This is a genomic window from Variovorax sp. HJSM1_2 (assembly GCF_049316285.1).
Classification (GTDB): domain Bacteria; phylum Pseudomonadota; class Gammaproteobacteria; order Burkholderiales; family Burkholderiaceae_C; genus Rhodoferax_B.
On sequence record NZ_JBMOXA010000022.1, the window covers coordinates 57856 to 83610 of the forward strand.

Sequence of the window (25755 nt, forward strand, 5' to 3'; positions counted from 1 at the left end):
ACTAAGAGTTGCTGCATCAAATGGCGTGTAAAGGAGGCCAAAACGTGCAGTTTTGCCACTTGGGGATTCGCCCTGACATCAGTCCTTTCGCAAAATCAATAGCGCTCCCCGTGGTTTGCACGTGCGCTGTAGGCACTTTTCGTACATGTTTTTGCATACACACTAGGCTGTGTCAACCATGCGACAAAGGTGTGTCGCCAAAACCCCGTCATCGGCGCCAAACCCCCGCATTTCCAGGGGCTTTTGTGCGGTTTTTAGGCGCCTGGCGCAGCCACCGCCTGGCGCAGCGCCGCGCGCGCCAGCAGCCGCGTCGAGTCCAGTGTGGGCAAGGGTGAATTGGCGTCGCTCATCAACAACGGGATTTCTGTGCAACCCAGCACCACCCCTTCGCAGCCCAGCGTTTGCATGCGCCGTATCACGGCTTGGAACGTGGCTTCGCCGTGCTGCGATGGCCGGCCGGGCACCAGTTCTTCCATGATGATGTGCTGGATGGCGTCACGTTCCTCGGGGGTCGGGCGCTCAAAACCCAGCCCGCGGGCGCTCAGCTTCTCCGGGTAGACATCGCTGTCGACCAGCCAGCGGGTGCCGGTCAGGCCGACCTTGTGCCAGCCCCGCTGCACGGCCTCTTGTGCCACGACCTCGGCAATGTGCAGCCATGGCAGGGGGGACTCGGGCTGCACCAGCGCGAGTGCCTGGTGGATGGTGTTGTCCGGGCAGATCAGAAAATCGGCGCCCTGGCGCGCCAGCTTGTGCGCTGACGACAGCATCAGCGCCGCCACACCTGCCATGTCGCCGGCCTCCAGGCACGCCACATAGTCGGCCAGCGAATGTGTGTGCATGGACACCTCGGGGTGTGCATGGGGCCCGAGCCACTGCGCGCCCTCGCTGCAGATGGTGCGGTAGCAAAGGGCCGCGCCTTCGGCCGAGCAGCCGACGATGCCGATGTGCAGGGGTTTGGCGAGTGAGTTGTTCAAAGGGGCGCCTCGTGCAATGGAGGCGTCAATTTAGCCGATCTGCCGACCCTATCCAACACCTCTGTCTACAGCGGTTTCAGCTCCGTCAGCAGGGTCGGAATCAATTCCGACACCGTGGGGTGCACCGGAACGGCTTGTTGCAGCACGGTGTAAGGCAGCTTGGTGTGCATGTGGTCCAGGATGCCGTGTATGGCCTCGTCGCCCTCCACGCCCAAGAATGCGGCACCCAGAATGGCCAGGGTGTTGGCGTCCACCACCACCTGCATAAAGCCCTGGGTTTCGCCGCGTTCCACGGCGCGGCCTATGCGTGTCATGGGGCGGCGGCCGACCAGGATTTTGTGGCCGGCCTTGGTGGCCTGGGCCACGGTCATGCCGGCGCGACCCAGGGGCGGGTCTATGAACAAGGCGTAGCCGTCCACCCGGTTGCTGAGTTTGCGCTGGGCGCCTTCGAGCAGGTTGTCGGCCACGATCTCGTAGTCGTTGTAGGCGGTGTGGGTGAAGGCACCACGCCCATTGCAGTCGCCCAGCGCCCAGATGCCGGGCACATTGGTGCGAAGCTGCTCGTCCACCGTGATGTAGCCGCGTGTATCGAGCGCCACACCGGCGCGGTCGAGTTGCAGATCATCGGTGTTGGGGCGGCGGCCCATCGCCAGCAGCAGATGAGAGCCTACAACCTCGGGTGCACCCTGGGTGCAGTCCACGCCCACGGCGATGTGCGTACCGTCTTTGCGGAACTTGATGCATTCAGCGCCCAGGCGGAACTGTATGCCCTCGGCGGCCAGGATGTCGCGCACGGCGTCCGACACCTCGGTGTCTTCACGCGCAATCAGGCGCGGCCCTTTCTCTATGACCGTGACCTCGCTGCCGAAGCGGCGGTAGATTTGTGCAAACTCCAGGCCGATGTAGCTGCCGCCAACAATCACCAGATGCTGCGGCAAGCTGTCCAGCGCCAGCATGGAGGTGTTGTCGAGATAGGGCACCTCGCGCACGCCCGGCAGATCGGGCACATTTGCGCGCCCACCGACATTGATGAAGATTTGTTTGGCCTGCAGCACGACCTCGGCGCCAGCGCTGGCCACACACACACTGTGGGCCGACTCAAAACGTGCGTGGCCCTGGAATACGCTGCAGCCGTCCATGCCCTTGAGCCAGCCCTCCACGCCGTTGCGCGCGTTGTGTATCACCGCGTCTCTGCGTGCCGCCACCACGGCCATGTCCATGGCCACACTGCCACCACCGCATTGCAGCAGCACGCCATAGTCGGCCGCATGGCGCGCCACATGCGCGGCACGTGCGCAGGCCACCAGGGTTTTGGTCGGCATACAACCGGTGTTGACGCAGGTGCCGCCAAACAGTTTGCGCTCGATCAGCGCCACACGTTGGCCGGCGGCCGTCAGCCGCCCGGCCAGCGAAGGCCCGGCCTGGCCGGCACCGATGATGATGGCGTCAAAGACTTGCGGCGCGCTCATAGCTGGCCCGAGACAATGAAGTACGCCCCGACCACCGCCACCACGTCTTCAATCAACGCGGCGGGCAGGTCTTTGCCAAACGATCTGGCCAAGGCACCGCGCGCTGCCGCACCGCCCAGCGTGCCTATCACCGCCCCGACCACACCCACCACCAGCCCTCCCACCAGGCTGCCGCCGGCAGCGCCAATACAAGCGCCACACAGGGCGCCGCTGATGATGCGTGCGCCAAACTGTTGCGGTACTTTGCGGCTGGGGGTTTGCGGCAACTGGTCGGTGACAAATTCAACCAGGGCCAGCAGCGTGAAGATGTAGGGTGTGTAGGCCCAGCCCATGAACGCCAACGGTGTGTTCGTCAACGGTAGCCAGCCCAGGTGGGCGGCCCAACTGACCGCAGCAGGGGCGGTCATCGCGCGTAGGCCGGCAATCACGCCGATCAGCAAGGCCAGAACATAAAGTGTCATGAGGCTGCTCCTGTGGTGCTGGCGCAGTTTACGGGGGCGCTGCCAGAAGTGCCAGTGATTTGGCTACCTCAAAAGGGATAGGCAGCATCCGCGGCCGAGGTGTGCGGAGTACAGTGGCGCGTATGTGGAACACACTTTCTCCTCTGCTTGCGCTGCTGTTGTGGATGTTGCTGCCGGCTCACGCGTGGGCGCAACAACCGCCCCTGGTGGGACCCGCCACGCAGCTCTGGGACGCGGCTGAGGGTTTTGAGTTTGCGGGCAGCGACAAGAAGGTGCGCAAGATTCGCCAGTCCGTCAGTGGTGTGGCTTGTGCGCCCAGCGGCGCGGGACAGCCGGTGTGCCTGTTCGCTCTGGATGAAGGCAGCGCGGCCAGCTTTGCGCAGCTTGACCCGACGGGGCAAAAGCTGTTGCCGCTGGGCCAGGCTGTGCCATTGCTTGGCGCCGCGACGGGTGAACTCGACGCCGAAGGGGCTGCCACCGATGGCCACTTCTTCTATGTCACCGGATCACACTCGAACAAACGCTCCGACTGCGCCGCCAACCCCGACAGCCGGCACGTGATTCGCCTGCGCCGCGACCCCAGCACCGGCCAGGCGCTGCGCAGCGCCAGTGGTGCTTTCGTCAACTACGCCGACACCGGGCGCCTGTGGGACGTGATGGCGCAGTTGCCCGCACTGCGCCCGTTGTTGGGCCACTGCCTAGGAGAAGACGGCGCCAAAGCTTTTGGCCTGAACATCGAAGGCTTGGCGGTGCGTGGCGGGCGCCTTTATTTTGGCTTGCGCGGGCCGGTGCAAAGTGGCGCGGCCTGGGTATTGGCGGTTGACGCCGAAGCCTTGTTTTCGGCATCGGTTGACGTAAAGCCCACGCTTTACCGGCTGGCCCTGGGCGCACACCGTGGCATCCGCGACATGCTGGCGGTGGACAACGGCCTGCTGATTCTGGCGGGGCCGGATGACACCGACACCCGCCCCGCCCCCGATTGGACGGTGGTGTGGTGGGATGCGCAGCCGCCCGGCGCGGGCGCCACCGAGGCCGCTTTTGGCGCAGCCAAATCCAAGGTCGTGGCCTTGCCTGTGGTGAGCACACCCCGCACCCTGGCCACGCTGGACCTGCGCCAAGTGAAGAAACGTGCCTGCGACAAAGAGGTCAAGCCCGAAGCCATCACGCTGCTGCAGAGCGACGCCACACATTACCGTCTGCTGGTGTTGTCCGATGGTTTGTGCGACGGCGGGGCGCAGGTGTTCGAGGTACCGCGCGAGCCGCCCCGGCGCTGAGCTTGCCAGCCGCTAAATACCTACAAGCCGCGTTCCACCATATCCAGCAAGCGCTGCCCCAGCGCCGCCAGCATCTGCGGCGGCAGCTCACGCAGCGGACCGTCCAGCGCCAGCAGGGCCATGCCGTGCACGGTAGACCAGGCGAGAAACTCGGCGCCGCGGCGGCGTTCTGCAGGTAATGCGCCGCTGGCGACCAACTCGTCGAGCGCGGCCACCAGATGGCGAAACGGGTCGAGTCCGCTGTGGCCGGCTTTGGCCGGGTCTGGCGGGCGCTGGATGTCCACCGTGAACTTGCCGCCAAAAGCCGTGCGGAACAGCCCGGTCTGGGTTTGCGCAAAACGCATGTAGCCGGCACCCACCGCACGCAACTTGGCGCGCGCCTGTTCCACCGCAGAGCCGGTGCGCGGCACCTGTGCCATCTCTTGCTCCATGGAGATTGCGGCCTCGGCAACGGCTGCAGCGCGCACGGCATCGAGCAAGGCATCGCGGCTGGCGAAGTGGCGATAGGCGGCGTTGGGCGCCACACCCGCACGGCGCGTGGCTTCGCGCAGCACCACGGCATCCGGGCCGCCCTCGCGCGCCAGTGCGATGCCGGCGTCTAGCAAGGTGCGATGCAAATCCCCGTGGCGGTAGGTGGAACGCGGTTTGGCGACGTGGCCGCGGGTGGTCGGCGGGCTTTGTTTCAAAGACATGCAATTTATATGTGGACGCTGTCCATTATGTCTGCTACTGTTTGTGGACGGTGTTCACAATTGTTTGTCTTGCCCGTATCGATCCCGCCCAACACCGCAACCCCCTTGATGCAGGAGACCCCGATGAAAGTCCAGACCTATTTGTTTTTTGACGGCCGTTGTGAAGAAGCCCTGAACTTCTACAAGACGGTGCTTGGCGCAGAGATTCAGATGATGATGCGCTTCAAGGACAACCCCGAGCCCGGTGCTGGCGGTGAGGGCTGCGGCCCCGGCGTGGTGGACGGCGAAAAAATCATGCACGCCAACTTTCAGGTTGGCGAAACACAGGTCATGGCCTCCGACGGCAACGCGGCAGGCAAGCCGGTTTTCCAGGGCTTTAGCTTGTCGCTGAATCCGGCCAATGAAGCCGAGGCCGAGCGCCTGTTCAAAGCCCTGGGCGAGGGCGGCCAGGTGCAGATGCCCTTGAGCAAAACATTCTTCGCCAAGTCGTTCGGCATGTTGGCCGACAAGTTTGGCGTGGGCTGGATGGTCATCGTCGAATAAACCGAAGACGAGGTCACCATGCTCTACCAAGGCAGTTGCCACTGCGGCAAATTGGCATTCGAGGTGGAAGGCAGGCTGGAGGGCGCCATGTCCTGCAACTGCTCCATCTGCCAGCGCAAGGGGGCGTTGATGTGGTTTGTGCCGCGCGGCCAACTGCGCTGGCGCGCGCCGCCAGACGCCGAAGCGTTGGGCACCTACATGTTCAACAAACATGTGATCCAGCACCACTTCTGCACCGTCTGCGGCATCCACCCGTTTGGCGAAGGCAAGGGGCCTGACGGCCAGGCCATGGCGGCGGTCAACATCCGTTGCCTGGACGGCGTGGACCTGGCGGCCGTGCCGGTGCAGCACTACGACGGGCGCGCCATCTGAGCGCGTCAATATGTACCGACTAGGGGCTTGAGGGCATGGCTGAAGCGACCTGCAGGCTTTGCCTCGGGCTTGTATGCTGCAAGGCGAAAGGTAGGCCCCATGTCTTCTATACCCGCACCCGCAAGTCCCCACACCACCAGCCCCATTCTGCAAGCCAAGGCTCTTGGTTTTCCCTGGGCCACGCTGGACCCGTTTCTGTTCTGCGCCTACCACGATGACGCCTACCCCGTGGCCAATACCAGCATGGGCCCGGCGACACCACTGACCGGGCGCGACATCGGCCAGGATTTCAGCCGCAAAGACGGCTGGAGCATGTACCACGGTGACCAGGTGCCGGGTTTTCCGGGCCACCCGCACCGCGGGTTTGAAACCGTGACCATTGTGCGCAAGGGCCTGATCGACCACGCCGACTCGCTGGGTGCTGCAGCGCGTTTTGGCCAGGGTGATGTGCAGTGGCTCACCGCCGGTGCCGGCGTGGTGCATTCGGAGATGTTTCCCTTGCTGGACCAGGCCGCGCCGAATCCGCTGGAGCTGTTCCAGATCTGGCTCAACCTGCCCGCGCGCAACAAGATGGTGCCGCCGCATTTCTCCATGTTCTGGGGGCCGCAGATCACACGTGTGACCGACCTGGATGCCGCAGGCCGCGCCACCGAGGTGGTGGTGATCACCGGCCAGGTGGACACCAGCCATGCATCGCCCGCCTTGGCTGCTGCGACCACGCTGCCGCCGCCACCCGACTCATGGGCCGCGCAGCCTGGTGCCGACGTGGCCATCCTGACGCTGCGCATGGCGCCCGGTGCACGCTGGACCCTGCCGCCGGCCCTGGGCCAGGACAGCCGGCGCATGTTGTATTTCTTCAAGGGCCAGTCGGTCGCCGTGGCGGGCCAAACCGTGGCGCAGCATGCGGCGTTGGAGCTGGCAGCCAGCGTGCCGGTGGAGCTGGTGAATGGCGATACTGAAGCAGAATTTCTGCTGCTGCAAGGCCGCCCGATCAACGAGCCCGTGGCGCAATACGGCCCGTTTGTGATGAACACCGAGGCCGAAATCCGCCAGGCGCTGCAGGACTACCGCGCCACCGAGTTTGGCGGTTGGCCTTGGCCGGACCAGGCGCCGGTGCACGGCCGCGACCCCGCACGTTTTGCGCGCCACCCCGATGGCCGCACAGAAACCGCAGAATGACCACGGTGGCTGAACTCGGTGAAAATGGCGCCCATTTCGGCCAGTCTCCAGGCCGCGACTTTTGAGCGAGAAACCATGAAAATCACCAAAGACACCGTTGTCACCCTGCGCTACAAGGTGACCAACCCGCAAGGCAAGCTGCTGGAGCAGAGCCAGGCGCCCATGGTCTACCTGCACGGCGGCTACGACAACACCTTCCCCAAAATCGAAGCCGCATTGGACGGCCAGGAAACCGGCTTTCAGACCACCATCACCCTGGCCCCGGCGGACGCCTTTGGCGAGCGAGACGAAGCCTTGGCCACGAGTATTCCGCGTAGCCAGTTCCCGGCTGGCGTAAAGGTCGGCGGCACGCTGCGTGGCCGTGCCGAAGATGGCCGCGAACAAGTGTTCCGTGTGTTGAAGATCAAGGGCCCGGTCGTGCTGCTGGATGGCAACCACCCGATGGCGGGCGAGACGCTGGTGTTTTCGCTGGCCGTGACCGATGTGCGGCTGGCTTCGGGCGAAGAAATTGCGCACCGCCATGTACACGGCGAACACGGCCACCACCACTAACAGGCTGCTGCAAAACTACTGCGGAGGTCATCTGCAGCGTTGCCCGGTGCTCGGAATCCTCACGTACTAGAAGTACGCTCCGGTTCCTGTGCGCCGTGCGCCTTGCAGCTGACCTTCCTCGCTACGTTTTTCAACAACCTGTTAGGACGAATTACGTCTAAAAAGATAGCGGCCCGCGCTTGTCCATCAAGCGCCAGGGCCGCTTTTCTTTTGAGGCTCTTAAAAACCCTGGCTGAAACGGTAGCCGTTGAAACGCAGCACGGCGCTCTTAGGGCCAATCGATTCCAGCACCAGGCCGCCGGTGATCTCATCCTTTTCGTGGAACACCTGGCCGTTGACGATCAGCATGCGGTAGGCCGCTTGCTCCGAGTAGCTGGCGCCGTTGATGCTGATCTTTGGTAGCTGCTGGCGCACGTCGGGTGGCAGCTCGGCCATGGCGTAGATGCGGCTGGGGGCTTGGTCAACGGGGGCTGGGGAGGGTTTGGCGGCCGGGACCGCCATAGGCGCAGGTGCGGGAGCAGCAGGGGTTGGCGCCGCAGTGGGCGCGGGCGGCGGTGGCACCGGCGCTGGCTTGGGACGAGGAGCGGGTGCTGGTGCTGGCGCCGCAGCCACAACCGGCGGTGCCACTACGACGGGTGGTGCAGCGGCGACTGGCGGGGCGGCGGGCGCGGGGGCAACGCTGATAGGCGCAGGGTCGGCAGGGGCGCGACCGCGCCACCACAGCGTGGCAATCACCACCAAGGCGATCACCAACAAAGCGCTCAAGGCAGCGACCATGGGGCTTACGGCCCGCGCGCCCGGTGCTGCGGCGCGGCTGACCTGGGGCTGGCTGTGCAGCGTGGGCACGGCGCCACGGTCGCGCTCGGCCTCGGCGCGTTTCAGGGCTTCAAGAATGTAGGACATAGGGCTGCGGATACAACAATCAGGGTGAGGTCGACAGGCGTGGCTCGGCGACGCCGAGGGCGCGGTTGACTTGCAGGTAGGTGATGGGCCCGGCCTGGCCATCGGGCTCCAGGCCCTGGCCCAGCTGGAAGCGCGCCACCTGGGCCTTCAAGCTGTTGGGGCCCGACCTCGGGGCGGTGTTGCCGGGCAACTTTTCCAACTGCGCCTGCAGCCAATCGGCCTGCGCGCGTGTGCGTGTTTTGCCGCTGGCACTGGCCACTTCGCCTGGCATGCGCCACAGCGTGGCGAAGTCGCCACGCCACCACTGCGCCAGGGTGGCCAGCGGCAGCTTTTGGCTGCCACCGGCCGTGAGCAGGGTGGCGTTCTGGTTGTCCAGCGCCACCAGTTGCGCGTAGGCCGGGCGGCCTTCGGTATCAAACAGCGTGACGATGCCCGGGCGGTCCAACTGGCGGACCAGGGCCAGGCTGGTGCGGCTGCTGCGCACACATTGCAGGCCTTGAGTGTCCAGGGCGTTGCAGGCGTCACCGGCCTCGGCTTTGACGGGGCCCCAGGTGGCGGCCAATGCCCACCAGGCCTTGTCTTCATCGCGCTGCGCGGCAGCGAATAAAAGTGCCGGGGTGCCGTCGCCTGCCGCAGAAGCGGCCGCAAGGGTTTTCTGGGCGGGCTTGAGCTGCGCAGCCACGTTCGCCTCTTTAGGTGCGGACGATGCCGGGGCCGCGTTCCACCACATACCCAGGGCCACCAGTGCTGCGCCGGCCAGTACACCGGCGCCGGCGACCAACGCGGTGTTGCTGCGCGGGCTGTCCGTGGCGGGCGCGCTGGCCGTGCCAAAAACTTCGGTCGCGGCCTTGGCCACGATGTCGCGGTTCACCACGCGCTGGCCCGTGGCATAGGCGCCCAATAATGCGCGTCCGCACAGCAGGTTGATGCGCCGTGGCACGCCGTGGCTCAGGCGTTGGATTTGCTGCAGCGCCGGCTTGTCGAACGGCAGGGCGCCATGGTGCCCGGCCACCGACAGGCGGTGCTGCAGATACTGTTCACTCTCGGCCTGTGACAAGGCATCGAGATGAAAACGGGCGATCACGCGCTGCGCCAGTTGCTCCAGCTCGGGCCGGGCCAACATGTCGCGCAGCTCGGGCTGGCCGATCAGGATGATCTGCAGCAGCTTGCGTTCGTTGGTTTCCAGGTTGGTCAGCAGGCGCAGTTGCTCCAGCACATCGGCGCTGAGGTTTTGCGCCTCGTCGATGATCAACACGTTGCGCTCGCCCTTGGCATGGGCCTGCAGCAAGAAGGCGTTCAGCGGGTCTATCAGGTCCTTGACCGTCTCCGGCCCTGGGCCGCTGTGGCTGTGCGCGATGCCAAACTCGTCGCACACCACCTGCAGCAGCTCACCCACGGTGAGCTTGGGGTTGAAGATGTAGGCCACATTGCAGTGCTGGGGTATCTGCTCCAGGAAGCAGCGGCAGACCGTGGTTTTGCCGGTGCCGACCTCGCCGGTCAGCAGCACAAAGCCGCCGCCACCGTCCAGCCCATACAACAAATGCGCCAGCGCCTCGCGGTGGCGCTCGCTCATGAACAGGTAGCGCGGATCGGGCGCAATGGAGAAGGGGTCTTGGTTCAGACCAAAAAATGACGCATACATGGGCCCCGAGGATAGCGGGTCCATGTGGCATCAACAGGCTCTAAAGGTTTTACAAGCCAAACTCGGCGCGGATGACCGCGCTGTGCTCTCCCACCAAGGGCGCAGCCCGTGCGCTTTGGGCGCGCTGGCCATTGATGCGCACGGGTGTGCTGGTGGTGTGCACCGCTGTGCCGTCGCCGCGTTGCACGGTTTGCAGCATGTGCAGCCGCTGGAAGGCCGGGCTTTGCAGCAGGCGCGGCCAGTCCAGCACTTCGGCGCACCACACGTCGACCGGCCGCAGGCGCTCCAGCCAGTGGGCGGTGTTGTGTTGTGCCAAGGTGTTGGCGATGAGACGCTTGATGGCGTCGCGCTGGGTAAAGGCGTCCGCAGCGCTGTAATTGTTCAGGGCAGGCAGCGGCAGTGTGTGCGCCAGTTGGCTCAGCGGCATCATGGCCAGTGCCAGGTAGCCGTCGCGTGTCGGGTAGATGCCGTAGGGCGCGGCCAGGTAGGCATTGGCATTGCGGAACCCGGCGCGTGTGGGCACACGGCGGCCGTCGTTCAAATGGGTAGTCAGCACTTCGAACTGCAGGTCTATCAGTGCTTCGAGCAGGCTGGTCTGCACCTGCGCGCCTTCGCCGCTGATGCCCCGGCGTACCAAGGCGGCCAGAATGCCTTCGGTCAACACGTGGCCGGCCAGCATGTCGGCGATAGACAGGCCCAGCGGCACCGGGCCTTCACCTTCGTGGCCGTTGAGCCAGGTCACGCCGGAAAGTGATTGCGCCAGTAAGTCCTGGCCCGGCAGATCAACCCAGGGGCCGTCTTCGCCATAACCCGAGACCCCGGCGTAGACCAGGCGTGGATTGAGTGTTTTCACCGCTTCATAACCCAGGCCCAGCCGCTCGATCACGCCCGGGCGAAAGTTCTGGATCAACACATCGGCGCGGGTGATCAAGGCTTTGAGTGCGGCCAGGTCATCGGCATTCTTCAGGTCTATGGCCAGGCTTTCCTTGTTGCGGTTGATGGCGTGGAACAAGGTGGAGTCGCCGCCCACATCGGTGTCGGTGAGGTAGAGCGTGCGGCAGATGTCGCCGCCACCCGGACGCTCCACCTTGATGACACGTGCGCCCAGGTCGCCCAGGCGCAGCGCGGCCGATGGGCCGGACAAAAACTGCGCCAGGTCCAGCACCAGCAGGCCTTGCAAGGGGCCGTTGGTGGTGCTCATGTTGGCAAACTCTCCAGGAACATGGCGTTGAGCGCCTGCACGATGGCGCGTGCGGGCTCGGCCGATTGCAGGCCGGCATTCAAGCGCTCGGAGGCCGCGTGCTGGAACGGCATATAGCCGTCGTGCCGTGGGCGTACCCAGGCCGCTTCGAGTGTGGCGCGTGTGGCGCGGTAGAAGTCACCGGCGGCGGCGTTCACGCTGTTGTCTTCCCATGCGGCGGCGTGGCCGGGTTGGCCGCCCGCGGCGGCAAACGGGCCGCGTTGTGCTTCGGCGCCAGCCACCCAGACCGCAAAGTCGAACGCCGCCTCGGGGTTGCGCGTATGTGCCGACACCGCGATGCCTGTGCCACCCAGGGCCGAACCGACGGGGCCGCGGCCCTCAAAGTCAGGAATATCGGCAAAGCCCAGTGTTGCGGGGCGAAAACCAGGCCAGGCATAGTTCACGTAGCCGTAGATCAAGGGCACACAGGCGATGGGTGAATCGGTTTTGGCCATGTCTTCAAACACGGCGATCGGGTCTTGTGTCCAGCAACTGGCGGGCAGCATTTGGGCCAGTTCGCGCAGTTGTTCGCAAACCTCGCTGGCGATGGCCTCGTCGAACAGCGCCGGCCCGTGCACCTGCGCCGGCGCTCCGCGTTGCGCACAAAGCGTGTACAGGCACATCAGCGAATGCGGCGCGCGCAAAGGCAGGGCTACACGCCCTTGCCGGGCCAAGGCCATGACCTGCTGCCAATCGGCAGGCGCTTGTGGCAGGTGGTCGGGCCGCCAGGCTTGCACCTGGGTGGCGGCGTCTATGGGCAAGGCCCATTGTTTGCCTTCCCAGAAGTAGCTGGGGAACGACGCGCCGACTGTGCCTTTGCCTATGTCGGCCAGCCGCGCGGGGTCAAACGGCAGCAGGCAGGCCTCGCGTGTGACCTGGCCCACGTGTGGGTGGTCGATGACGATCAGGTCGTACTGGCGCGCCAGTTCATCGACCGGAAATGACTCGAAGTCCTGCAGCGAGCGCCGGTCCCAGCTGATCTGCACGTCGGTGCGTTGTTGCCAAAGTTGGGAACAGGCGTGCAGCGGGTCGTAGCCGCGTGGGTGGTCCCAGGTCATGCCTTTGAGGGTGATGGTGGTCATGTGTATATCGCCTTATTGAACTTTGACGTTGCCGTACAGCAGGTCGGGCAACCACAGCGAGATTTGCGGAAACACCGAGAGAATCACCAGCAGGCCCATCATCACGGCCAGGTAGGGCACGATTTCGCGCGAGTAGTCACCCATCTTCACCTTGAGTGTTTGTGATGAGATGTACATCAGCCCCCCTACGGGCGGCGTGATCCCCGCGATGGTGAGGTTGGTGATGAGCACGATGCCGAAGTGCACTTTGTCGATGTGTGCGCCGGCGATCAGCGGCAGCAGCATGGGTGTCAAGATGATCAGCGCCGCCGAGCCCTCGATCGCCGTGCCCAGCACGATCAGCACCAGGTTGATCAGCAGCAGCAGCATGATCGGGTCCTTGGTGGTGTTGGCCAGCCAGCCCGACATGGCCTGCGGCACCTGTTCCCACGACAGGTAGAAGCCGAAGGCCGAGGCCGCGCAGATCATCATCATCACGCTGGCCGAGTCGCGCACCGATTCGGCCAGCACCTCGGGCAATTGGCGCAGCTTCATCTCGCGGTAGCCGAAGATCGCCACCAGCAACACATACAGCACCACGATGGCACCCGATTCGGTGGTAGTGAAGATGCCGTAGCGCGTGCCCAGGATGATGACCACCGGAATCGACAAGGCCCACAAGCCGTCGATCAAGGCATGCAAAAGCTCCTTGCGGTTGGCACGTTGTGCGCGTTGTGGTTTGTAGTTGCGCTTGATGGCCAGCACGTGGGTAGTCAACATCAGCGCCACCGCCAGCAGCAGGCCGGGCACGATGCCGGCCGCGAACAAGCGGCCAATGGAAGCCTCGGCCAGGAAGCCGTAGATGATCAGCCCTATGGACGGCGGAATCAGCGCCGTGATGATGGCCGCAGAAGAGGTGATCACCGCCGCGAACGGTGCGCTATAGCCGCGTGCCACCATCTGGCTGCCTATGGTCTTGGCCAGCATGGCTGCGTCGGCATTGGCCGAAGCGGTCAGGCCGCCGAGCAGCGTGGCCAGCACGGTGCACATCTGCGCCAGCGCGCCGGTCATGTGGCCGACCAGCACTTCGGCCAGGTTGAGCAGGCGGCGCGTGATGCCCGAGGCGTTCATGATGCAGCCGGCCAGCACAAACAGCGGCAATGCCAGCAGCGACACCGATTCCGTGCCCTCGGCCATTTGCTGCGCGAAGTTGGCCAGTGGCATTTCGCCCAGGTTGAGCAAGAAAAAGCCGAGTGCGGCAATCGCCATGGCCCAGGTGATGGGCGTTTGCAGCGCGAGCAAAACCAGCATCAGAATCGCTGGTAACCAGAGATGGAACCCGCTCATCGTGAAACCTCCGTGCGGTGCACTGCGGTGCGAGCCCCCTTCGGGGCGGCCGTGCGGGGGCTCATGGCGCGATCTCCGAAGAGGGTTGCCATTGCCACCCTGTGCGCCACGGCTTGAGAAGAATGTGTTGAACCAGCATAAGAAATGAAGCAAAGGCCATGGGGCCGTAGACCACCGAGCGCGGAATGTCTATCACCACCACGTGGATGGAGTGGGCGATGACCGACTGCCAGACGAACATGGCGGTGAGGGTGATGAACAAGGCGGTCAGCAGCCACCAGTTGAAGATGAACATGAAGCGGCGCCCGGCGGGGGGGAACATGGCGACCAGTGCATCCACGTCGGCATGCATGCGCCAACGGATGCAGGCGGCCGCGCCGAAGAACACCAGCCAGCCAAAGGCGATCACGGCCACCTCGAAGGTCCATGCAGCCGGCTGCGGGAACAGGTAACGTGTGACCACGCCCCAGGTGATGGACAACACAATGATGGCCATGCAGGCCACGCCTATGGCCTCATCGGCGCGGCGCCAACTCAACAATGGGCCGGGGCTGGAGGCAGGGGATGCCACCACGCCCTCGGCGGGCGCGGAAGACTCAACCGAAGTAGTCATGCTGGTGCTGTGCTCAGTGCGCCATGGCGGCGCGGACCTTGTCGTACATGCCGGGCGTCAAGCCAGGCACCTTGCTGTAGGCCACCTTGGCTTTTTCGGCGAAGGCTTTGGTGTCAACGTCGGTGACGATTTGCACGCCGTTTTTCTTCAGCTCTTCGGCGTAGGCCGCATCCGATGCGAGGGTCAGCTTGGTCAACTCGTCACCGGCCTTTTTGCCTTCGTCGATCAGTACGGTCTGCAGGTCGGGTGGCAGGCTCTTGAAGAAGTCGGTGCTGGTCACCATGGCCACATACATGATCTGGTGGCTGGTGGTCGACAACACCTTGCGCACTTCATACAGCTTGGAGCCGACCAGCGAGCCGTAGTTGGCTTCTGCCGCATCGACCACGCCGGTCTGCAGCGCGTTGTAGGTTTCGCCCCAGGGCAGGGCGGTGGGGCGTGCGCCGAAGGCGGTAAAGGTTTCCAGCATGATGGGTGAGGGCGGCACACGCAGCGTCACGCCGGCAATGTCGGCCGGGGTGCGCACTGGTTTGCTGCCCAGCACGTGGCGCACACCGAACAAGCCGTTGGAGACGATCAGCTTCAGGCCTTGCTGCTCAAGGCGGCCCGACATTTCCTTGAAGACGTCTGAGGTAAACAGCTTGTTCGCCTCGTCAAAGCTCCCATACAGATACGGGCCGGCGAGTATGCCGACATCGGGCACGAACTGGCTCAGCTGGCCGTAGTCGGTGACGCTCAACACACGTGCACCACCCTTGATCATTTCGTTGACCTTCTTCTGCGGGCCCAGTTGGTCGCCGGTAAAGATGTTGAGCACGATGCGCCCGCCCGAGCGTTCCTTCACGCGGTCGGCAAAGCTGTGCATCACCTTCACCACGGGTTCGTTCGGGTTCACCTGCGAGGTGGAAAAACGCAGGTTGTAGGTCTGCGCCGTGGCCGGTGTGGCGGCGGCCAGGGCGAGCGCCAAACCGGCGCTGAGAGTGGACAAAAGCTTGAGGGCCGAGCGGCGCTTGGTCATGACATGTCTCCGTTTTTGAAAGCGCCTCTCAGCGCATTGGTGTAATTCCTATATGAACAATATGTTCATGTATGTAATGATTATTGGAGTTGAGCGCTTTGTCGATTAGGGTTTGCGCGAGATTTCTTCAATATTTATACCTATGCAAAAGACGGATTTATTAAAGACTGAGGCTATGCATGGTGAGCCACTGCCGCTGGACGGCCTGCTGGTGCTGGATTTCAGTCAGTTTCTGGCCGGGCCGTCGTGCGCCTTGCGCCTGGCCGATTTGGGGGCGGACGTCATCAAGGTCGAGCGCCCCGATGGTGGCGACCTGTGCCGCGGGCTGGTGCTGGCCGACCAGAAGTTTGAGGGCGACAGCGCGCTGTTTCACACCATCAACCGGCGCAAACGCAGCTTCGCCGCCGATCTCAAGGCGCCCGACGACCTGGCGCGTGTCAAGGCCTTGATCGCTCGGGCCGACGTGATGATCCACAACTTCCGCCCGGGGGTGATGGAGCGTATTGGCCTGGATGCGGCCAGTGTCTTGGCGCTGAACCCGCGCATCGTCTACGCGGCGGTGACGGGTTACGGCGAAGCCGGCCCGTGGCGCGACAAACCGGGGCAGGACTTGCTGGTGCAGTCGCTCTCGGGCCTAGCCTGGCTCACGGGTGACGCGGGCGCACATGGCGAAGGTGCACCGGTGCCGGCGGGGGTGTCGATGATAGACGTGATCACCGGCGCACACCTGGTGCAAGGCATTCTGGCGGCGCTGTTGCGCCGTGGCGTGACCGGGCGTGGTGGGCGCGTGGATGTGAGTCTGCTCGAGTCGGCGCTGGACCTGCAGTTCGAGCCCTTCACCGCCTTCTTGAACAGCGATGGCCAGCAGCCCACACGTACCGCCGCCAACCATGCCAGCGTGCACGGCGCAGCGCCCTATGGCATTTACCGCACGGCCGATGGTTTCATGGCCGTGGCCATGACGCCAATGGACAAGTTGGCTGCGTTGATCGATAGCCCTGGGTTGGCCGCATTGGCCGCAGACAGCAGCACCTGGTTCAGCCAACGTGATGCGCTCAAGCAGCAACTGCAGCGCGACCTGTTGGCGCAAAACACAGCCCACTGGTTGTCTATCCTCGAGCCCGCCGGCGTGTGGTGCGCCGATGTGCTGACCTGGCCGCAACTGCGCGCACACCCGGCGTTCGAGGCGCTGCAGATGACACAAACCATACGCAGCGCCAGTGGCGCCGAAATGCACACCACGCGTTGCCCTATCCGCCTGGACGGCCGGCGCCTCACCAGCGCACAAGGCGCACCCACCCTGGGCGCCGACACCGAAGCCGTCGCCCAACAGTTCCATCTGCCGACCAAGACCTCAGAGGTGAAGCTCTCATGAACCACGAACAATTCTTTGAAGACTATGTGCTCGGTGCCACACGCAGCACCACGGGCCGCACCATCACCGAAGCCGACATCGTGTTGCACGCGGGCCAGACCGGCGATTTCTTTCCGCACCACATGGACGCCGCCTGGTGCGCCACGCAGGACTTCGGCCAGCGCATCGCGCACGGCACCCTGGTGTTCAGCGTGGGCATTGGCCTGACGGCCACGGTGATCAACCCGCGCGCCATGTCTTATGGTTACGACCGGCTGCGTTTTGTGAAGCCGGTGTTTATTGGCGACTCTATCTATTCCAAGGTGGAGATCAGCGACAAACGCGACCACCCCAAACGCACAGGCCACGGCATCGTGGTGGAGACGGTGACGGTGACCAACCAACGCCAGGAGACGGTGCTGGTTTGCGAGCATCTGCACATCGTCGAACGGCGTGCTGTCCAGGGCTAAACTCCCGCCACCATGACCGAATCCACCGCCCCAAATCTGCCCAAGACGGATGCCGATACACGCCCCAAGTACGCCGTGCCCGCGGTGGAAAAAGCGCTAGACGTGCTGGAGCTGCTGTCCGAGCAGGCCGTGCCCATGACACAGGCGCAGTTGTGCCGCGCCCTGGGCCGCGAGCCGGGCGAGTTGTTCCGTATGTTGAGTGCGCTGGAGGCGCGTGGTTATCTGCGCCGCGAAGATACCGGTGGCTACGTGCTCAGCCTGAAGCTGTTTGAGCTGAGCCGTACCCACTCGCCGCATGATGAATTGCTGCGCGCCGCCGCCGCGCCCATGCGTGAACTGGTGGAGTACACGCGTGAGTCGTGCCACCTGAGCGTGCTGCACCGCGACCAGGTGCTGGTGTTGACACAGGTGGACAGCCCGACCTCGATCCGTTTGTCGGTGCAGCCCGGTTCGCTGCACTCTGCCGTGGAAACGCTTTCGGGCCACGTGCTGCTGGCGTATGCACCCGAGGTCGAGCGTGACGACCTGCTGGCGCGCCGCGCCGAATTTCTGCGCATGAGCGCCGTGGAGCGCACGGCCTTCCTTGACAAGCTGGCCAAGGTGCGCGCCGACGGCTGGGCCTATGCCGAGGGTGCGCGTTTTGTCGGCGGGCGCGACCTGGGTGTGCCCGTGGGCCATGTGCGTGCACGCACACGCGCCGTGCTCACCATCGCCTCGCTGCGTGGCACACACACACAGCACGAAGATCTGTTTGAGTTGCTGCCACGCCTGCGCCAGTGTGCCGAGGACATTGCGCGCATCGCGGGCATCAACTGACACCACTTGGAGTTTTAAGCCAAGAGGCTTGCTGCGCTGATCCAGCGCGCGCAGGCAGCTCCTTTTTCAGGAGTCCTCGGAATCTTCTTTCGCGCTCTTCTTCAGCGCCAAGGCCGCTTCATACAACTCGTTTTTGGGCTGGCCGCTGATCTCGGCCGCCAGCTTCACGGCGGTTTTTAATGGCAGCTCGGCCATCAGCAATTGCAGCACGCGCAGGTCCAGCGTGTCGGTTTGGGTCGGTGGCGTGGGGTGCACCACCACCACAAACTCGCCGCGTGTGCGTGAGGCTTGCGCGGCCAGCCAGTCTGGCAAGTCGGCGGCGGGCACGGTGGCGATTTCTTCAAACTGCTTGGTCAGCTCGCGCCCCAGGGTGATACGGCGCGTGCCCAGCGGCAGCAGCGCACGCGCCAGGGCCTCGATGCGGTGCGGCGCTTCCAGCAGCACCACGGCGCGTGGTTCGGCTTGCAGCAGCAGCACGGCGGCATCACGCTCGCCGGCCTTGGACGGCAGAAAACCGGTGAACACAAAGCCGCCCTCCTGCACGATGCCGGCCACGCTGAGCGCCGCCGTCATGCTGCTGGCGCCGGGCAGCGGCAGCACCTGCAGGCCGGCGGCTTGTGCCGCCGCCACCAGGCGCGCGCCGGGGTCGCTGATGGCGGGTGTGCCGGCGTCGCTCACGTAGGCAATACGTTGGCCCTGCTGCAGCCGCGCCACCACCATCTCGGCGGCTTCGCTCTCGTTGTGCTGGTGCACGGCCAGCAATTGGGCCGAAGCTTTGTCTATGCCGTAGGCACGCAGCATGCCCTGGGTGTGGCGCGTGTCTTCGCAGGCCACGGCGTCCACCAGGCTCAGCACGTGCAGCGCGCGCAGCGTCACATCGGCCAGGTTGCCTATGGGTGTGGCCACCACGTACAAGGCGCCTTGCGGATAATGCTGGCTCGCCGCGGCTTCATGGGCGGCCTGCAAGGCGGAGGTAAAAGATGCGTGCAAAACGGAACTCCGAAAATGGTTAAACCAGCCACCCGAAACGGCGCGCCATGAGCTTGTTCGGCCGAAAACCCGTCACCACCAAACAACTGGGCGACGCTGCGGAAGACCTGGCCTTGCAGTATCTGCAGGCACAGGGCTTGAAACTGCTGGAGCGCAATTATCGAACGCCCGGGCGTGGTGGCGGCGAAATCGATTTGATCATGCGTGCACGCGACGGCACGCTGGTGTTTGTCGAGGTGCGCAAACGCAGTGGCGCCAGCCATGGTGGGGCGGGCGCCAGTGTCGGCGGCACCAAGCAGCGGCGCATTGTGCTGGCCGCGCGCCACTACCTGATGCGTGTGGCCACGCCGCCGCCGTGCCGCTTTGACGTGCTGCTGGTGCACGGCAGCGGCATAGAGGATTGGCTACAGGCGGCTTTTGACGCGGAGTAGCGGAGAAATTACGCCGCGGCGAGGTGGTGTGGCGCTGTGCCGATGTCAATCCAAGGAAATATTGGTTTTGGCGGCCACAGCCCGCCAGCGTGCCACTTCCGCCTCGGTGTGCTGGCCCAGCGCCGCGCCGGTGTATTGCGCCACCGGCAGCATTTGAATCGCTTGGGTCGCCATCTTGTCGGTGAACGCTTTGTCGGTCATCACCTTCAGATAGGCCTGCAAAACCTTGTCGAGCACCGGCTTGGGTGTGCCCTTGGGGGCGTAGATGCCATACCAGGTCGAGGCCTCAAAGCCTGGCAGCACGGTTTCGTCCAACGTGGGCACGTCCTTCAGTTGCGGCAGCCGCACTTTGGAGGTGACCGCTAGCGCGCGCACTTTGGCCTCGGTGATTTGCGGCAGGGCGGTGTTGGTCTGGTCGAACATGCCGTCCACCTGGCCACCAATCACATCCACCAGTGCCGGGCCCGCGCCCTTGTAAGGCACCAGGGTGACCTTCAGCCCAGCCGAACTGGCCACCAGCGCGGCGATCAGGTGCGAGCTGGAACCCACGCCGGCGTTGCTGATGAACAGCTTGTCGGGGTTCTTTTTGCCGAACTCCACCAGGCCTTGGATGTCTTTGGCGGGGTGCTCCTTGCGCACCATCAGCACCAGCGGGGTGTCGGGGAAGCGAAATACCGGGTCGAAGTCTTTCACCGGGTCGTAGGGCAGCTTTTTGTAGAGCGCAGGTGCCGCACCCATGTAGCCCATGTGGCCCACCAGCATGGTGTAGCCATCGGCCGTGGCACGTGCCGCCTTGGCCGTGCCCACGGTGCCCCCGGCGCCGGGCGCGTTCTCGATGATGATGGGCTGGCCCAGTTCACGTGCCACGCGTTCGGCGATGCTGCGCGCCAGCGCATCGGTGGGGCCACCAGCGGCAAACGGCACGATCCACGTCACGGGTTTGCTGGGGTAGGCTTGGGCAAATACCAAGGACGTGCTGACCAAAGCGGCGGCGATGGCCAAGGACTTGGCGCAGTTTTTCAGATTCAACATGTCTCTCTCCGGGTGGAAGTATTGGAAGTTTTTGAGGGAAGTGAAATTCAGGTCGGCGATGTTTTCGAGAACGGGATGCCCTTCGTGTGAGGGTTCGCCGCGTTCGTATCGCCGCTGAGCAGGTTGCCGTCGTCCAGCGTGGCGTCGGCTGTCGCCATGTCGGGGTAGCGTTCGGGGTAGAGGTGGCGTTCGGCCACGCTAGGGTCAAACGTGCCCGACCATTTCGCCACCACCACCGTGGCCACGCTGTTGCCCACGGTGTTGCAGGTGGCAATCGCCATCGACAAAAAGCGGTAGACGCCAAAGATCACGGCCAGGCCTTCCACGGGCAACAAACCGGTCGACGTGACGGTGGCGGCAAACACCACAAACGATCCACCCGACACCGTGGCCGCGCCCTTGGAGGTCAACAGCATCAGCAACAAGATGCCGATTTGTTGGTCGAGCGACAGCGGCACGCCATAGGCATGCGAGATGAACATCACCCCCATGGCCATGAACAGCGAGGTGCCGTCCAGGTTGAAGGCGTAGCCGGTGGGCAGCACCAGGCCCACGGTCTGTTTGGCGCAGCCCAGGCGCTCCAGCTTGATCAGCAAGCGTGGCAGCGCACTTTCTGACGATGCCGTGCCCAGCACGATGAGGATCTCGTCTTTGATGTAGCGCAGAAAACGCCACAGGCTGAAGCCTGCAAGCTTGGCCACCAGGCCCAGCACCACGGCCACAAACAAGGCCACCACCACGTAGAAGCTCAGCACCAGTTGGGCCAGCGCCACCAGCACCGCGCTGCCATTGCTGCCCACCGAATACGCCACGGCGCCAAAGGTGCCAATGGGTGCGAGTTTCATCACCAGGTTGATGAACGAGAACAACACTTCGGAGATGGCATCCAGCCCGCCATTGATGGCCTTGCGCCGCGTCTCGGGAATGGCCAGGATGCCGATGCCCACCATCACCGCCAGCACCACCACCTGCAGCAGTTCACCCTTGGCAAAGGCGCCAACAAAGTTGTCCGGCACGATGTGTGCCATGAACTCCAGAAAGCCCTGCGGCGCCGCCGCTTTGGTGGCCACGGGGGCGGCCGCACCACCAGCCACCGTGGTCATGCCCTGGCCGGTTTGCAACAGATTGCCCGCCACCATGCCTATCACCAGGGCGATGGTCGAGATGATTTCAAAGTAGACGATGGCGCGCCAACCCACGCGGCCGGCACTCTTCACATCGCCCGCCGAGGCGATGCCGTGCACGATGGTCAAGAACACCAGCGGCGCCACACCGGCCTTGATGAGCGACAAGAACATGTCGCCCAGCAGCTTCAGTTGCGAGGCGAACTTGGGGAAGATAAAACCAACGGCGATCCCCAGCACCAGCGAGACCAGCACTTGCATGCCGAGTTTGCGGTACCAGGGCAGTGGGGGCGCGGACGGCACAGCGGTGCCAGCAGACGTGATGGGGGCTTGCATGGCGCCCCCTTTAAACCGACAACTCGGCAGAAGACGCCAGCGCACGGTCCACCATCTGCGGCGCCAGGCCCAGGTAGTTGGCCGGGTTGGTCAGGCGGTCGATGCTGGCGCGGTCGAAGTGTGCGGTGACTTCTGGGAGCGCGGCCAGCGCTTCGGCCAAGGTGCCACCGTGTTCGTTGACGGTGCGGCAGGCGTCGTAGACCACGTCGTGGGCCTGCTGCCGCCCAATAAACGGCGCCATGCCCATCATCACCGCCTCGGCCACGATCAAGCCTTTGGTGATGCCCAGGTTGTGCGCCATGCGGGCTTGGTCGACGATGAGGCCACCCAACGCAAACTTCGCCTGGTGCAAGGCCCCGGCGGTGAGGATGAAGCTCTCGGGAATGGCGATCCACTCGGCGTGCCACGGGCCGGTGGCGCGCTCGAAGTCTTGCACCATGGCGTCGACCATCAACCCGGCGTGTTGGCGTACGGCCTTGCTGGCGGCCAGCATCAGTTCGCTGGAGATCGGGTTGCGCTTTTGCGGCATGGTGCTGCTGGCGCCACGACCCTTGACGAAAGGCTCGTAGACCTCGGCAAACTCGGTCGAAGCCATGATCATGATGTCGAGCGCAATCTTGCCCAACGAACCGGTCACCAGGGCCAGCAGGTTTACTGCTTCGGCAAAACCATCACGCGCCACGTGCCAGGTGGTGGTGGGCACACCCAGGCCCAGTTCTTCAGCCATGGCGCGCTGTACCGCAAAGCCTTTGTCGCCCAGCGAGGCCAGCGTACCGGCGGCGCCGGCAAATTCCACCACCGCCACACGTGGTCGCAGTTGCGCCAAGCGTTCCTGGTGGCGGTCGAACATGGCCAACCAAATGGCCACCTTGTAGCCAAAGGTCACGGGTAGCGCTTGTTGCAGGTGGGTGCGCCCGGCCATGGGTGTGTCGCGGTGCTTCTTGGCCAGCGCCGCCAGGATGCTGCGCAGTTCGCGGATGTCGCTGTCTACGCTGTCGAGCGCGTCGCGCACCTGCAAGGCCACGGCCGTGTCCATGATGTCTTGGGTGGTGGCGCCCCAGTGCACGTAGCGGCCAGCTTCGCCACACATCGCCACCAACTGGTGCACCAGCGGCAGTATGGGGTAGCCCACGATGTCGGTCTCTTCGCGCATGTGGTCGAAGTCGATGCGCTCGATGTTCGACTCGCGCGCAATCACCACGGCCGCTTCGGTGGGGATGACGCCGACCTTGGCCTCGGCCTTGGCCAGGGCGACTTCTGCGTCGATATAGCGCTGGATCAGGGCGCGATCCGAGAAGATGGCGCGCATCTTGGCGGTACCAAAGGCGTCGCGGAAAAGGATGGAATCGACAACGGTGCTGGCCATGGGGATGGAGGAAAGTGACATCTAAATCTCGCAATATGTTCGGACATATGAAATCTAATATGTCCGAACATAATTGCATTCAGTGTTTACCCTAGGATTGAATGCGCCACGGCGGAGAGCAGCGCGTTACTGCCTGCAGCTTCCCAAAGGCAAAATCACGGGTATGACCACTAAACCCCACTTTTCGAGCATTGCGGCCCATCTCAAAGAAGGCATCACGTCGGGCCATTTCCCTATCGGGTCTTTGCTGCCTACCGAGTTGGAGTTGCGCGACCACTACCAAACCAGCCGCCATACCGTGCGTATGGCTTTGCTGGAGCTACAAAAGCTCGGTTTGGTGTCGCGCCGCAAGAACGTGGGTACACGCGTGGAAACCGCGACGCCCCAGGCGGGGTTCCAGCAATCGCTGGCTTCGGTGGAGGATTTGGTGCAGTTCGGCGAGAGCCACAGCCGGGTGGTGCGCGAGGTGCAGCAAGTGCAGGCGAAAGATGCGCTGGCGACGTTGCTGGGCTGTGCCGACGGCACCAGGTGGCTGCGGATTTCCAGCTTGCGGCTGGAAAACGCCGAGGGCGGTGCGCCGATTGGCTGGACCGATGTGTATGTTGACCCGCTCTACACCGACTTGGTGGACTTGGTCAAAGAGTCGCCCGAAGTGCTGGTGAGCACCTTGATCGAGCAGCACTTCGGCCGCCGTGTGGCGGAAATCGTGCAACAGGTACAAGCGCTGGAGGTGACCGCTGCCATGGCCGAACGGCTACAAATCAAGCCCGGCACGGCGGCTTTGCAGATCGTGCGGCGGTATTTGGATGCCGATGGTGAAGCTGCCGAAATCACCGTGACCACGCACCCGGCAGACCGGTTCACGCTCAGCATGCGGTTGCAGCGCGCGAATGGCTGATATTCGGCGCTTCTGATTCCCTGCTTTTTGCCGAAAGAGAAGAGGAAACCACTCTAAACTGGTGATTGTTTGTCACACGGGCAACACCTTAAAACCTGGCCATGCACATCCCCCCTGGGTTAGGTAAACCACACTCCCGAGGTCGCCTTTGGGCCGCGTTGATGGCGCATGCGGGCCGTTTGGACCTGGTGTGGCTTGCGTTGAGCATCATTTTGATATCGGGCCTGGCCGTGGCTGCGGCGCTGCTGCACTTGCGCACACAGGCATTGGAGGGGGGCGAGCGCCTCACCGCGTCTTTTGCCCACGGTGTTGAAGAGCAAACCAGCCGCACGCTGCAGTCGGTTGACCTGCAATTGCAGTTGACGCTGAGCCATCTGGCCGAGCGCCAATTGGCCGGCGCATTGGAGGTGCGCGAGGCCCGCGATCTGTTGGTCGAGCAGATCCACGACCTGCCTTTTCTGCGCGAGATTCAAGTGCTAGACGCTTTTGGGCGCGTGGTTTACAGCACTGATCCTGGGCACATAGGGGCTGACCATGCAGCGCGGCCCTATGTGCAGGTTTACCGCCAGCAACCGTTCACCCGGTTTTATCTGGGCAACCCCGAGCCAGGGCAGGCGCCCCAGATGTGGCTGCTCAGCGCAGCCCGGCCGGTGTTTGGCGCCGACGGTCAGTTGCGAAATGTGGTGGTGGCCAGCATAGATGCGGCGTATTTCGAGCGCCTGTGGCGCACGCTGGACTTGGGGCGCCAAGGGCTGGTGGCACTGTTTCGTCGCGATGGTCAATTGATGGTGCGGTCGCCGCATCAAGAGGCTGGCGTCAACCAGAACTTTGCGTCCCAGCCGTTGTTCCAGCAGCATCTGCCTAAAAGTCCCGAAGGTGGCTTCCGCCAGTTGAGCCCACTCGATGGCCAAGACCGTTTGTATGCTTATCGAACCCTGAGTGTGCGGCCCGACCTGCTGGTGGTGGTGGGCCAGTCGGTGCAGCAGTTGCTGGCGGCCTGGCGCCAGCAGGCGATGTTGGTGGCGGTCATCTGGGCGCTGGGCGCTGCAGCCATCTGGGTGGTTTGCCTGTTCTTGCGCAGCGCCAGGCGTCAGCGGCGCGCCGCTGACGAGGTGTTGCAGGAGATGGGATACCGCTTGACCTTGGCCACCGAAGCCGCTGGCATCGGGGTATGGGACTGGGATGTGGCGCACGACCGCTGGTTTGCCACGTCCACCTACTCCACCATGCTGGGTTACCCGCCAGACGAAAGCGGTACTGACGGGGCGGCCAACCGCGCGCGTTGGATGGAGCGTATGCACCCCGAGGACCGTGACAAGATCGCCGCACAGATCCAGTTGGCACTGTCGCTGAACAACACCGATTACGCCTATGAGGCCCGAGCGCGCCATGCCGACGGGCAGTACCGCTGGATCAGCGTCACCGGGCGTGTGCTGGCGCGCGACGCTGCGGGCAAGCCGCTGCGCATGGTGGGTGTGCGCACCGACATCAGCCAGCGCAAGAAAGCCGAGCAAGAACAACTGCAGGTGTTCGAGCGCATCACCGATGCCTACGTGGCCACCGACCGCAATCTTTGCTACACCCATGTGAATCCGCAG

26 protein-coding genes are annotated in these 25755 nt (G+C 64.0%); 11 read left to right on the forward strand and 15 right to left on the reverse strand.

Going from position 1 to position 25755, the window contains the following annotated elements; all coding sequences use genetic code 11:
- Positions 1–254: 254 nt before the first annotated feature.
- The 3 genes from ACFQ95_RS20055 to ACFQ95_RS20065 form a co-directional block, all read right to left on the reverse strand.
- Positions 255–974, reverse strand: a complete 720-nt coding sequence (locus ACFQ95_RS20055) for an aspartate/glutamate racemase family protein (RefSeq protein ID WP_422833804.1) — start codon at positions 972–974, stop codon at positions 255–257.
- A 65-nt stretch (positions 975–1039) separates the two neighbouring features.
- Complete coding sequence (locus ACFQ95_RS20060) at positions 1040–2443, reverse strand: FAD-containing oxidoreductase (RefSeq protein WP_422833806.1); 1404 nt, start codon at positions 2441–2443, stop codon at positions 1040–1042.
- Positions 2440–2904: a DUF4126 family protein gene (locus tag ACFQ95_RS20065; protein WP_422833807.1), complete on the reverse strand. Its 465-nt coding sequence runs from the start codon at positions 2902–2904 to the stop codon at positions 2440–2442. The genes ACFQ95_RS20060 and ACFQ95_RS20065 overlap by 4 nt, the downstream gene beginning before the upstream one ends.
- A gap of 59 nt (positions 2905–2963) precedes the next feature.
- On the opposite strand from ACFQ95_RS20065, the gene ACFQ95_RS20070 reads away from it, so the two are divergent.
- A complete protein-coding gene (locus tag ACFQ95_RS20070) occupies positions 2964–4178 on the forward strand; it encodes a DUF3616 domain-containing protein (RefSeq protein WP_422833809.1) in 1215 nt (404 codons plus the stop codon).
- Between the two features lie 20 nt (positions 4179–4198).
- Here the strand turns inward: ACFQ95_RS20070 and ACFQ95_RS20075 are convergent, their stop codons facing one another.
- Entirely contained in the window at positions 4199–4870 is a 672-nt protein-coding gene (locus ACFQ95_RS20075; protein ID WP_422833810.1) for a TetR/AcrR family transcriptional regulator, read from the reverse strand.
- A 123-nt stretch (positions 4871–4993) separates the two neighbouring features.
- On the opposite strand from ACFQ95_RS20075, the gene ACFQ95_RS20080 reads away from it, so the two are divergent.
- From ACFQ95_RS20080 to ACFQ95_RS20095, 4 genes are all read left to right on the forward strand, one after another.
- Entirely contained in the window at positions 4994–5413 is a 420-nt protein-coding gene (locus ACFQ95_RS20080) for a VOC family protein (protein ID WP_422833812.1), read from the forward strand.
- Positions 5414–5431: 18 nt separating this feature from the next.
- Positions 5432–5785 (forward strand): GFA family protein, encoded by a 354-nt coding sequence (locus ACFQ95_RS20085; RefSeq protein WP_422833813.1) that lies wholly within the window; start codon positions 5432–5434, stop codon positions 5783–5785.
- Positions 5786–5884: 99 nt separating this feature from the next.
- Complete coding sequence (locus ACFQ95_RS20090) at positions 5885–6964, forward strand: pirin family protein (protein WP_422833815.1); 1080 nt, start codon at positions 5885–5887, stop codon at positions 6962–6964.
- A 75-nt stretch (positions 6965–7039) separates the two neighbouring features.
- The gene (locus tag ACFQ95_RS20095; RefSeq protein ID WP_422833817.1) at positions 7040–7516 is read left to right on the forward strand and encodes an FKBP-type peptidyl-prolyl cis-trans isomerase; all 477 of its coding nucleotides are present in this window, start codon (positions 7040–7042) and stop codon (positions 7514–7516) included.
- 219 nt (positions 7517–7735) lie between these two features.
- Here ACFQ95_RS20095 and ACFQ95_RS20100 read toward each other — a convergent pair whose 3' ends face one another.
- The 7 genes from ACFQ95_RS20100 to ACFQ95_RS20130 form a co-directional block, all read right to left on the reverse strand.
- Positions 7736–8419, reverse strand: a complete 684-nt coding sequence (locus ACFQ95_RS20100; RefSeq protein ID WP_422833819.1) for a general secretion pathway protein GspB — start codon at positions 8417–8419, stop codon at positions 7736–7738.
- 19 nt (positions 8420–8438) lie between these two features.
- Positions 8439–10061, reverse strand: coding sequence for an ExeA family protein (locus ACFQ95_RS20105; RefSeq protein WP_422833853.1), 1623 nt, complete (start codon positions 10059–10061; stop codon positions 8439–8441).
- A gap of 49 nt (positions 10062–10110) precedes the next feature.
- Positions 10111–11262 carry a CaiB/BaiF CoA transferase family protein gene (locus tag ACFQ95_RS20110; RefSeq protein ID WP_422833821.1) on the reverse strand — a complete coding sequence of 384 codons (1152 nt, stop codon included), beginning with the start codon at positions 11260–11262 and terminating at the stop codon, positions 10111–10113.
- Positions 11259–12383: an extracellular solute-binding protein gene (locus ACFQ95_RS20115; RefSeq protein ID WP_422833823.1), complete on the reverse strand. Its 1125-nt coding sequence runs from the start codon at positions 12381–12383 to the stop codon at positions 11259–11261. Before ACFQ95_RS20115 ends, ACFQ95_RS20110 begins: the two co-directional genes overlap by 4 nt.
- 12 nt (positions 12384–12395) lie before the next feature.
- A complete protein-coding gene (locus tag ACFQ95_RS20120) occupies positions 12396–13709 on the reverse strand; it encodes a TRAP transporter large permease (protein ID WP_422833824.1) in 1314 nt (437 codons plus the stop codon).
- 61 nt (positions 13710–13770) lie between these two features.
- Entirely contained in the window at positions 13771–14322 is a 552-nt protein-coding gene (locus tag ACFQ95_RS20125; RefSeq protein WP_422833825.1) for a TRAP transporter small permease, read from the reverse strand.
- Positions 14323–14335: 13 nt separating this feature from the next.
- A complete protein-coding gene (locus ACFQ95_RS20130) occupies positions 14336–15340 on the reverse strand; it encodes a C4-dicarboxylate TRAP transporter substrate-binding protein (RefSeq protein WP_422833826.1) in 1005 nt (334 codons plus the stop codon).
- A 175-nt stretch (positions 15341–15515) separates the two neighbouring features.
- Between ACFQ95_RS20130 and ACFQ95_RS20135 the strand changes: the two genes are divergently transcribed.
- The 3 genes from ACFQ95_RS20135 to ACFQ95_RS20145 are packed head-to-tail and all read left to right on the forward strand — an operon-like array spanning position 15516 to position 17980.
- Positions 15516–16715: a CaiB/BaiF CoA transferase family protein gene (locus tag ACFQ95_RS20135; protein WP_422833828.1), complete on the forward strand. Its 1200-nt coding sequence runs from the start codon at positions 15516–15518 to the stop codon at positions 16713–16715.
- Positions 16712–17164, forward strand: coding sequence for a MaoC family dehydratase (locus ACFQ95_RS20140; RefSeq protein WP_422833829.1), 453 nt, complete (start codon positions 16712–16714; stop codon positions 17162–17164). Before ACFQ95_RS20135 ends, ACFQ95_RS20140 begins: the two co-directional genes overlap by 4 nt.
- 12 nt (positions 17165–17176) lie before the next feature.
- Entirely contained in the window at positions 17177–17980 is an 804-nt protein-coding gene (locus tag ACFQ95_RS20145; protein WP_422833831.1) for an IclR family transcriptional regulator, read from the forward strand.
- Between the two features lie 66 nt (positions 17981–18046).
- Here ACFQ95_RS20145 and rsmI read toward each other — a convergent pair whose 3' ends face one another.
- The gene (gene rsmI, locus ACFQ95_RS20150) at positions 18047–18970 is read right to left on the reverse strand and encodes a 16S rRNA (cytidine(1402)-2'-O)-methyltransferase (protein WP_422833833.1); all 924 of its coding nucleotides are present in this window, start codon (positions 18968–18970) and stop codon (positions 18047–18049) included.
- Positions 18971–19017: 47 nt separating this feature from the next.
- Between rsmI and ACFQ95_RS20155 the strand changes: the two genes are divergently transcribed.
- Positions 19018–19401 (forward strand): YraN family protein, encoded by a 384-nt coding sequence (locus ACFQ95_RS20155; RefSeq protein ID WP_422833835.1) that lies wholly within the window; start codon positions 19018–19020, stop codon positions 19399–19401.
- A gap of 45 nt (positions 19402–19446) precedes the next feature.
- Here the strand turns inward: ACFQ95_RS20155 and ACFQ95_RS20160 are convergent, their stop codons facing one another.
- The 3 genes from ACFQ95_RS20160 to ACFQ95_RS20170 are packed head-to-tail and all read right to left on the reverse strand — an operon-like array spanning position 19447 to position 23280.
- Positions 19447–20433, reverse strand: a complete 987-nt coding sequence (locus tag ACFQ95_RS20160) for a tripartite tricarboxylate transporter substrate binding protein BugD (protein WP_422833837.1) — start codon at positions 20431–20433, stop codon at positions 19447–19449.
- Positions 20434–20480: 47 nt separating this feature from the next.
- The gene (locus ACFQ95_RS20165; protein WP_422833839.1) at positions 20481–21893 is read right to left on the reverse strand and encodes a cation:dicarboxylate symporter family transporter; all 1413 of its coding nucleotides are present in this window, start codon (positions 21891–21893) and stop codon (positions 20481–20483) included.
- Between the two features lie 10 nt (positions 21894–21903).
- Positions 21904–23280: a class-II fumarase/aspartase family protein gene (locus ACFQ95_RS20170; RefSeq protein WP_422833841.1), complete on the reverse strand. Its 1377-nt coding sequence runs from the start codon at positions 23278–23280 to the stop codon at positions 21904–21906.
- Between the two features lie 142 nt (positions 23281–23422).
- Between ACFQ95_RS20170 and ACFQ95_RS20175 the strand changes: the two genes are divergently transcribed.
- Both ACFQ95_RS20175 and ACFQ95_RS20180 read left to right on the forward strand, forming a co-directional pair.
- Positions 23423–24157, forward strand: coding sequence for a GntR family transcriptional regulator (locus tag ACFQ95_RS20175; protein WP_422833843.1), 735 nt, complete (start codon positions 23423–23425; stop codon positions 24155–24157).
- A 101-nt stretch (positions 24158–24258) separates the two neighbouring features.
- The coding region (locus ACFQ95_RS20180; protein WP_422833845.1) for a PAS domain-containing protein at positions 24259–25755 on the forward strand (1497 nt) is incomplete at its 3' end.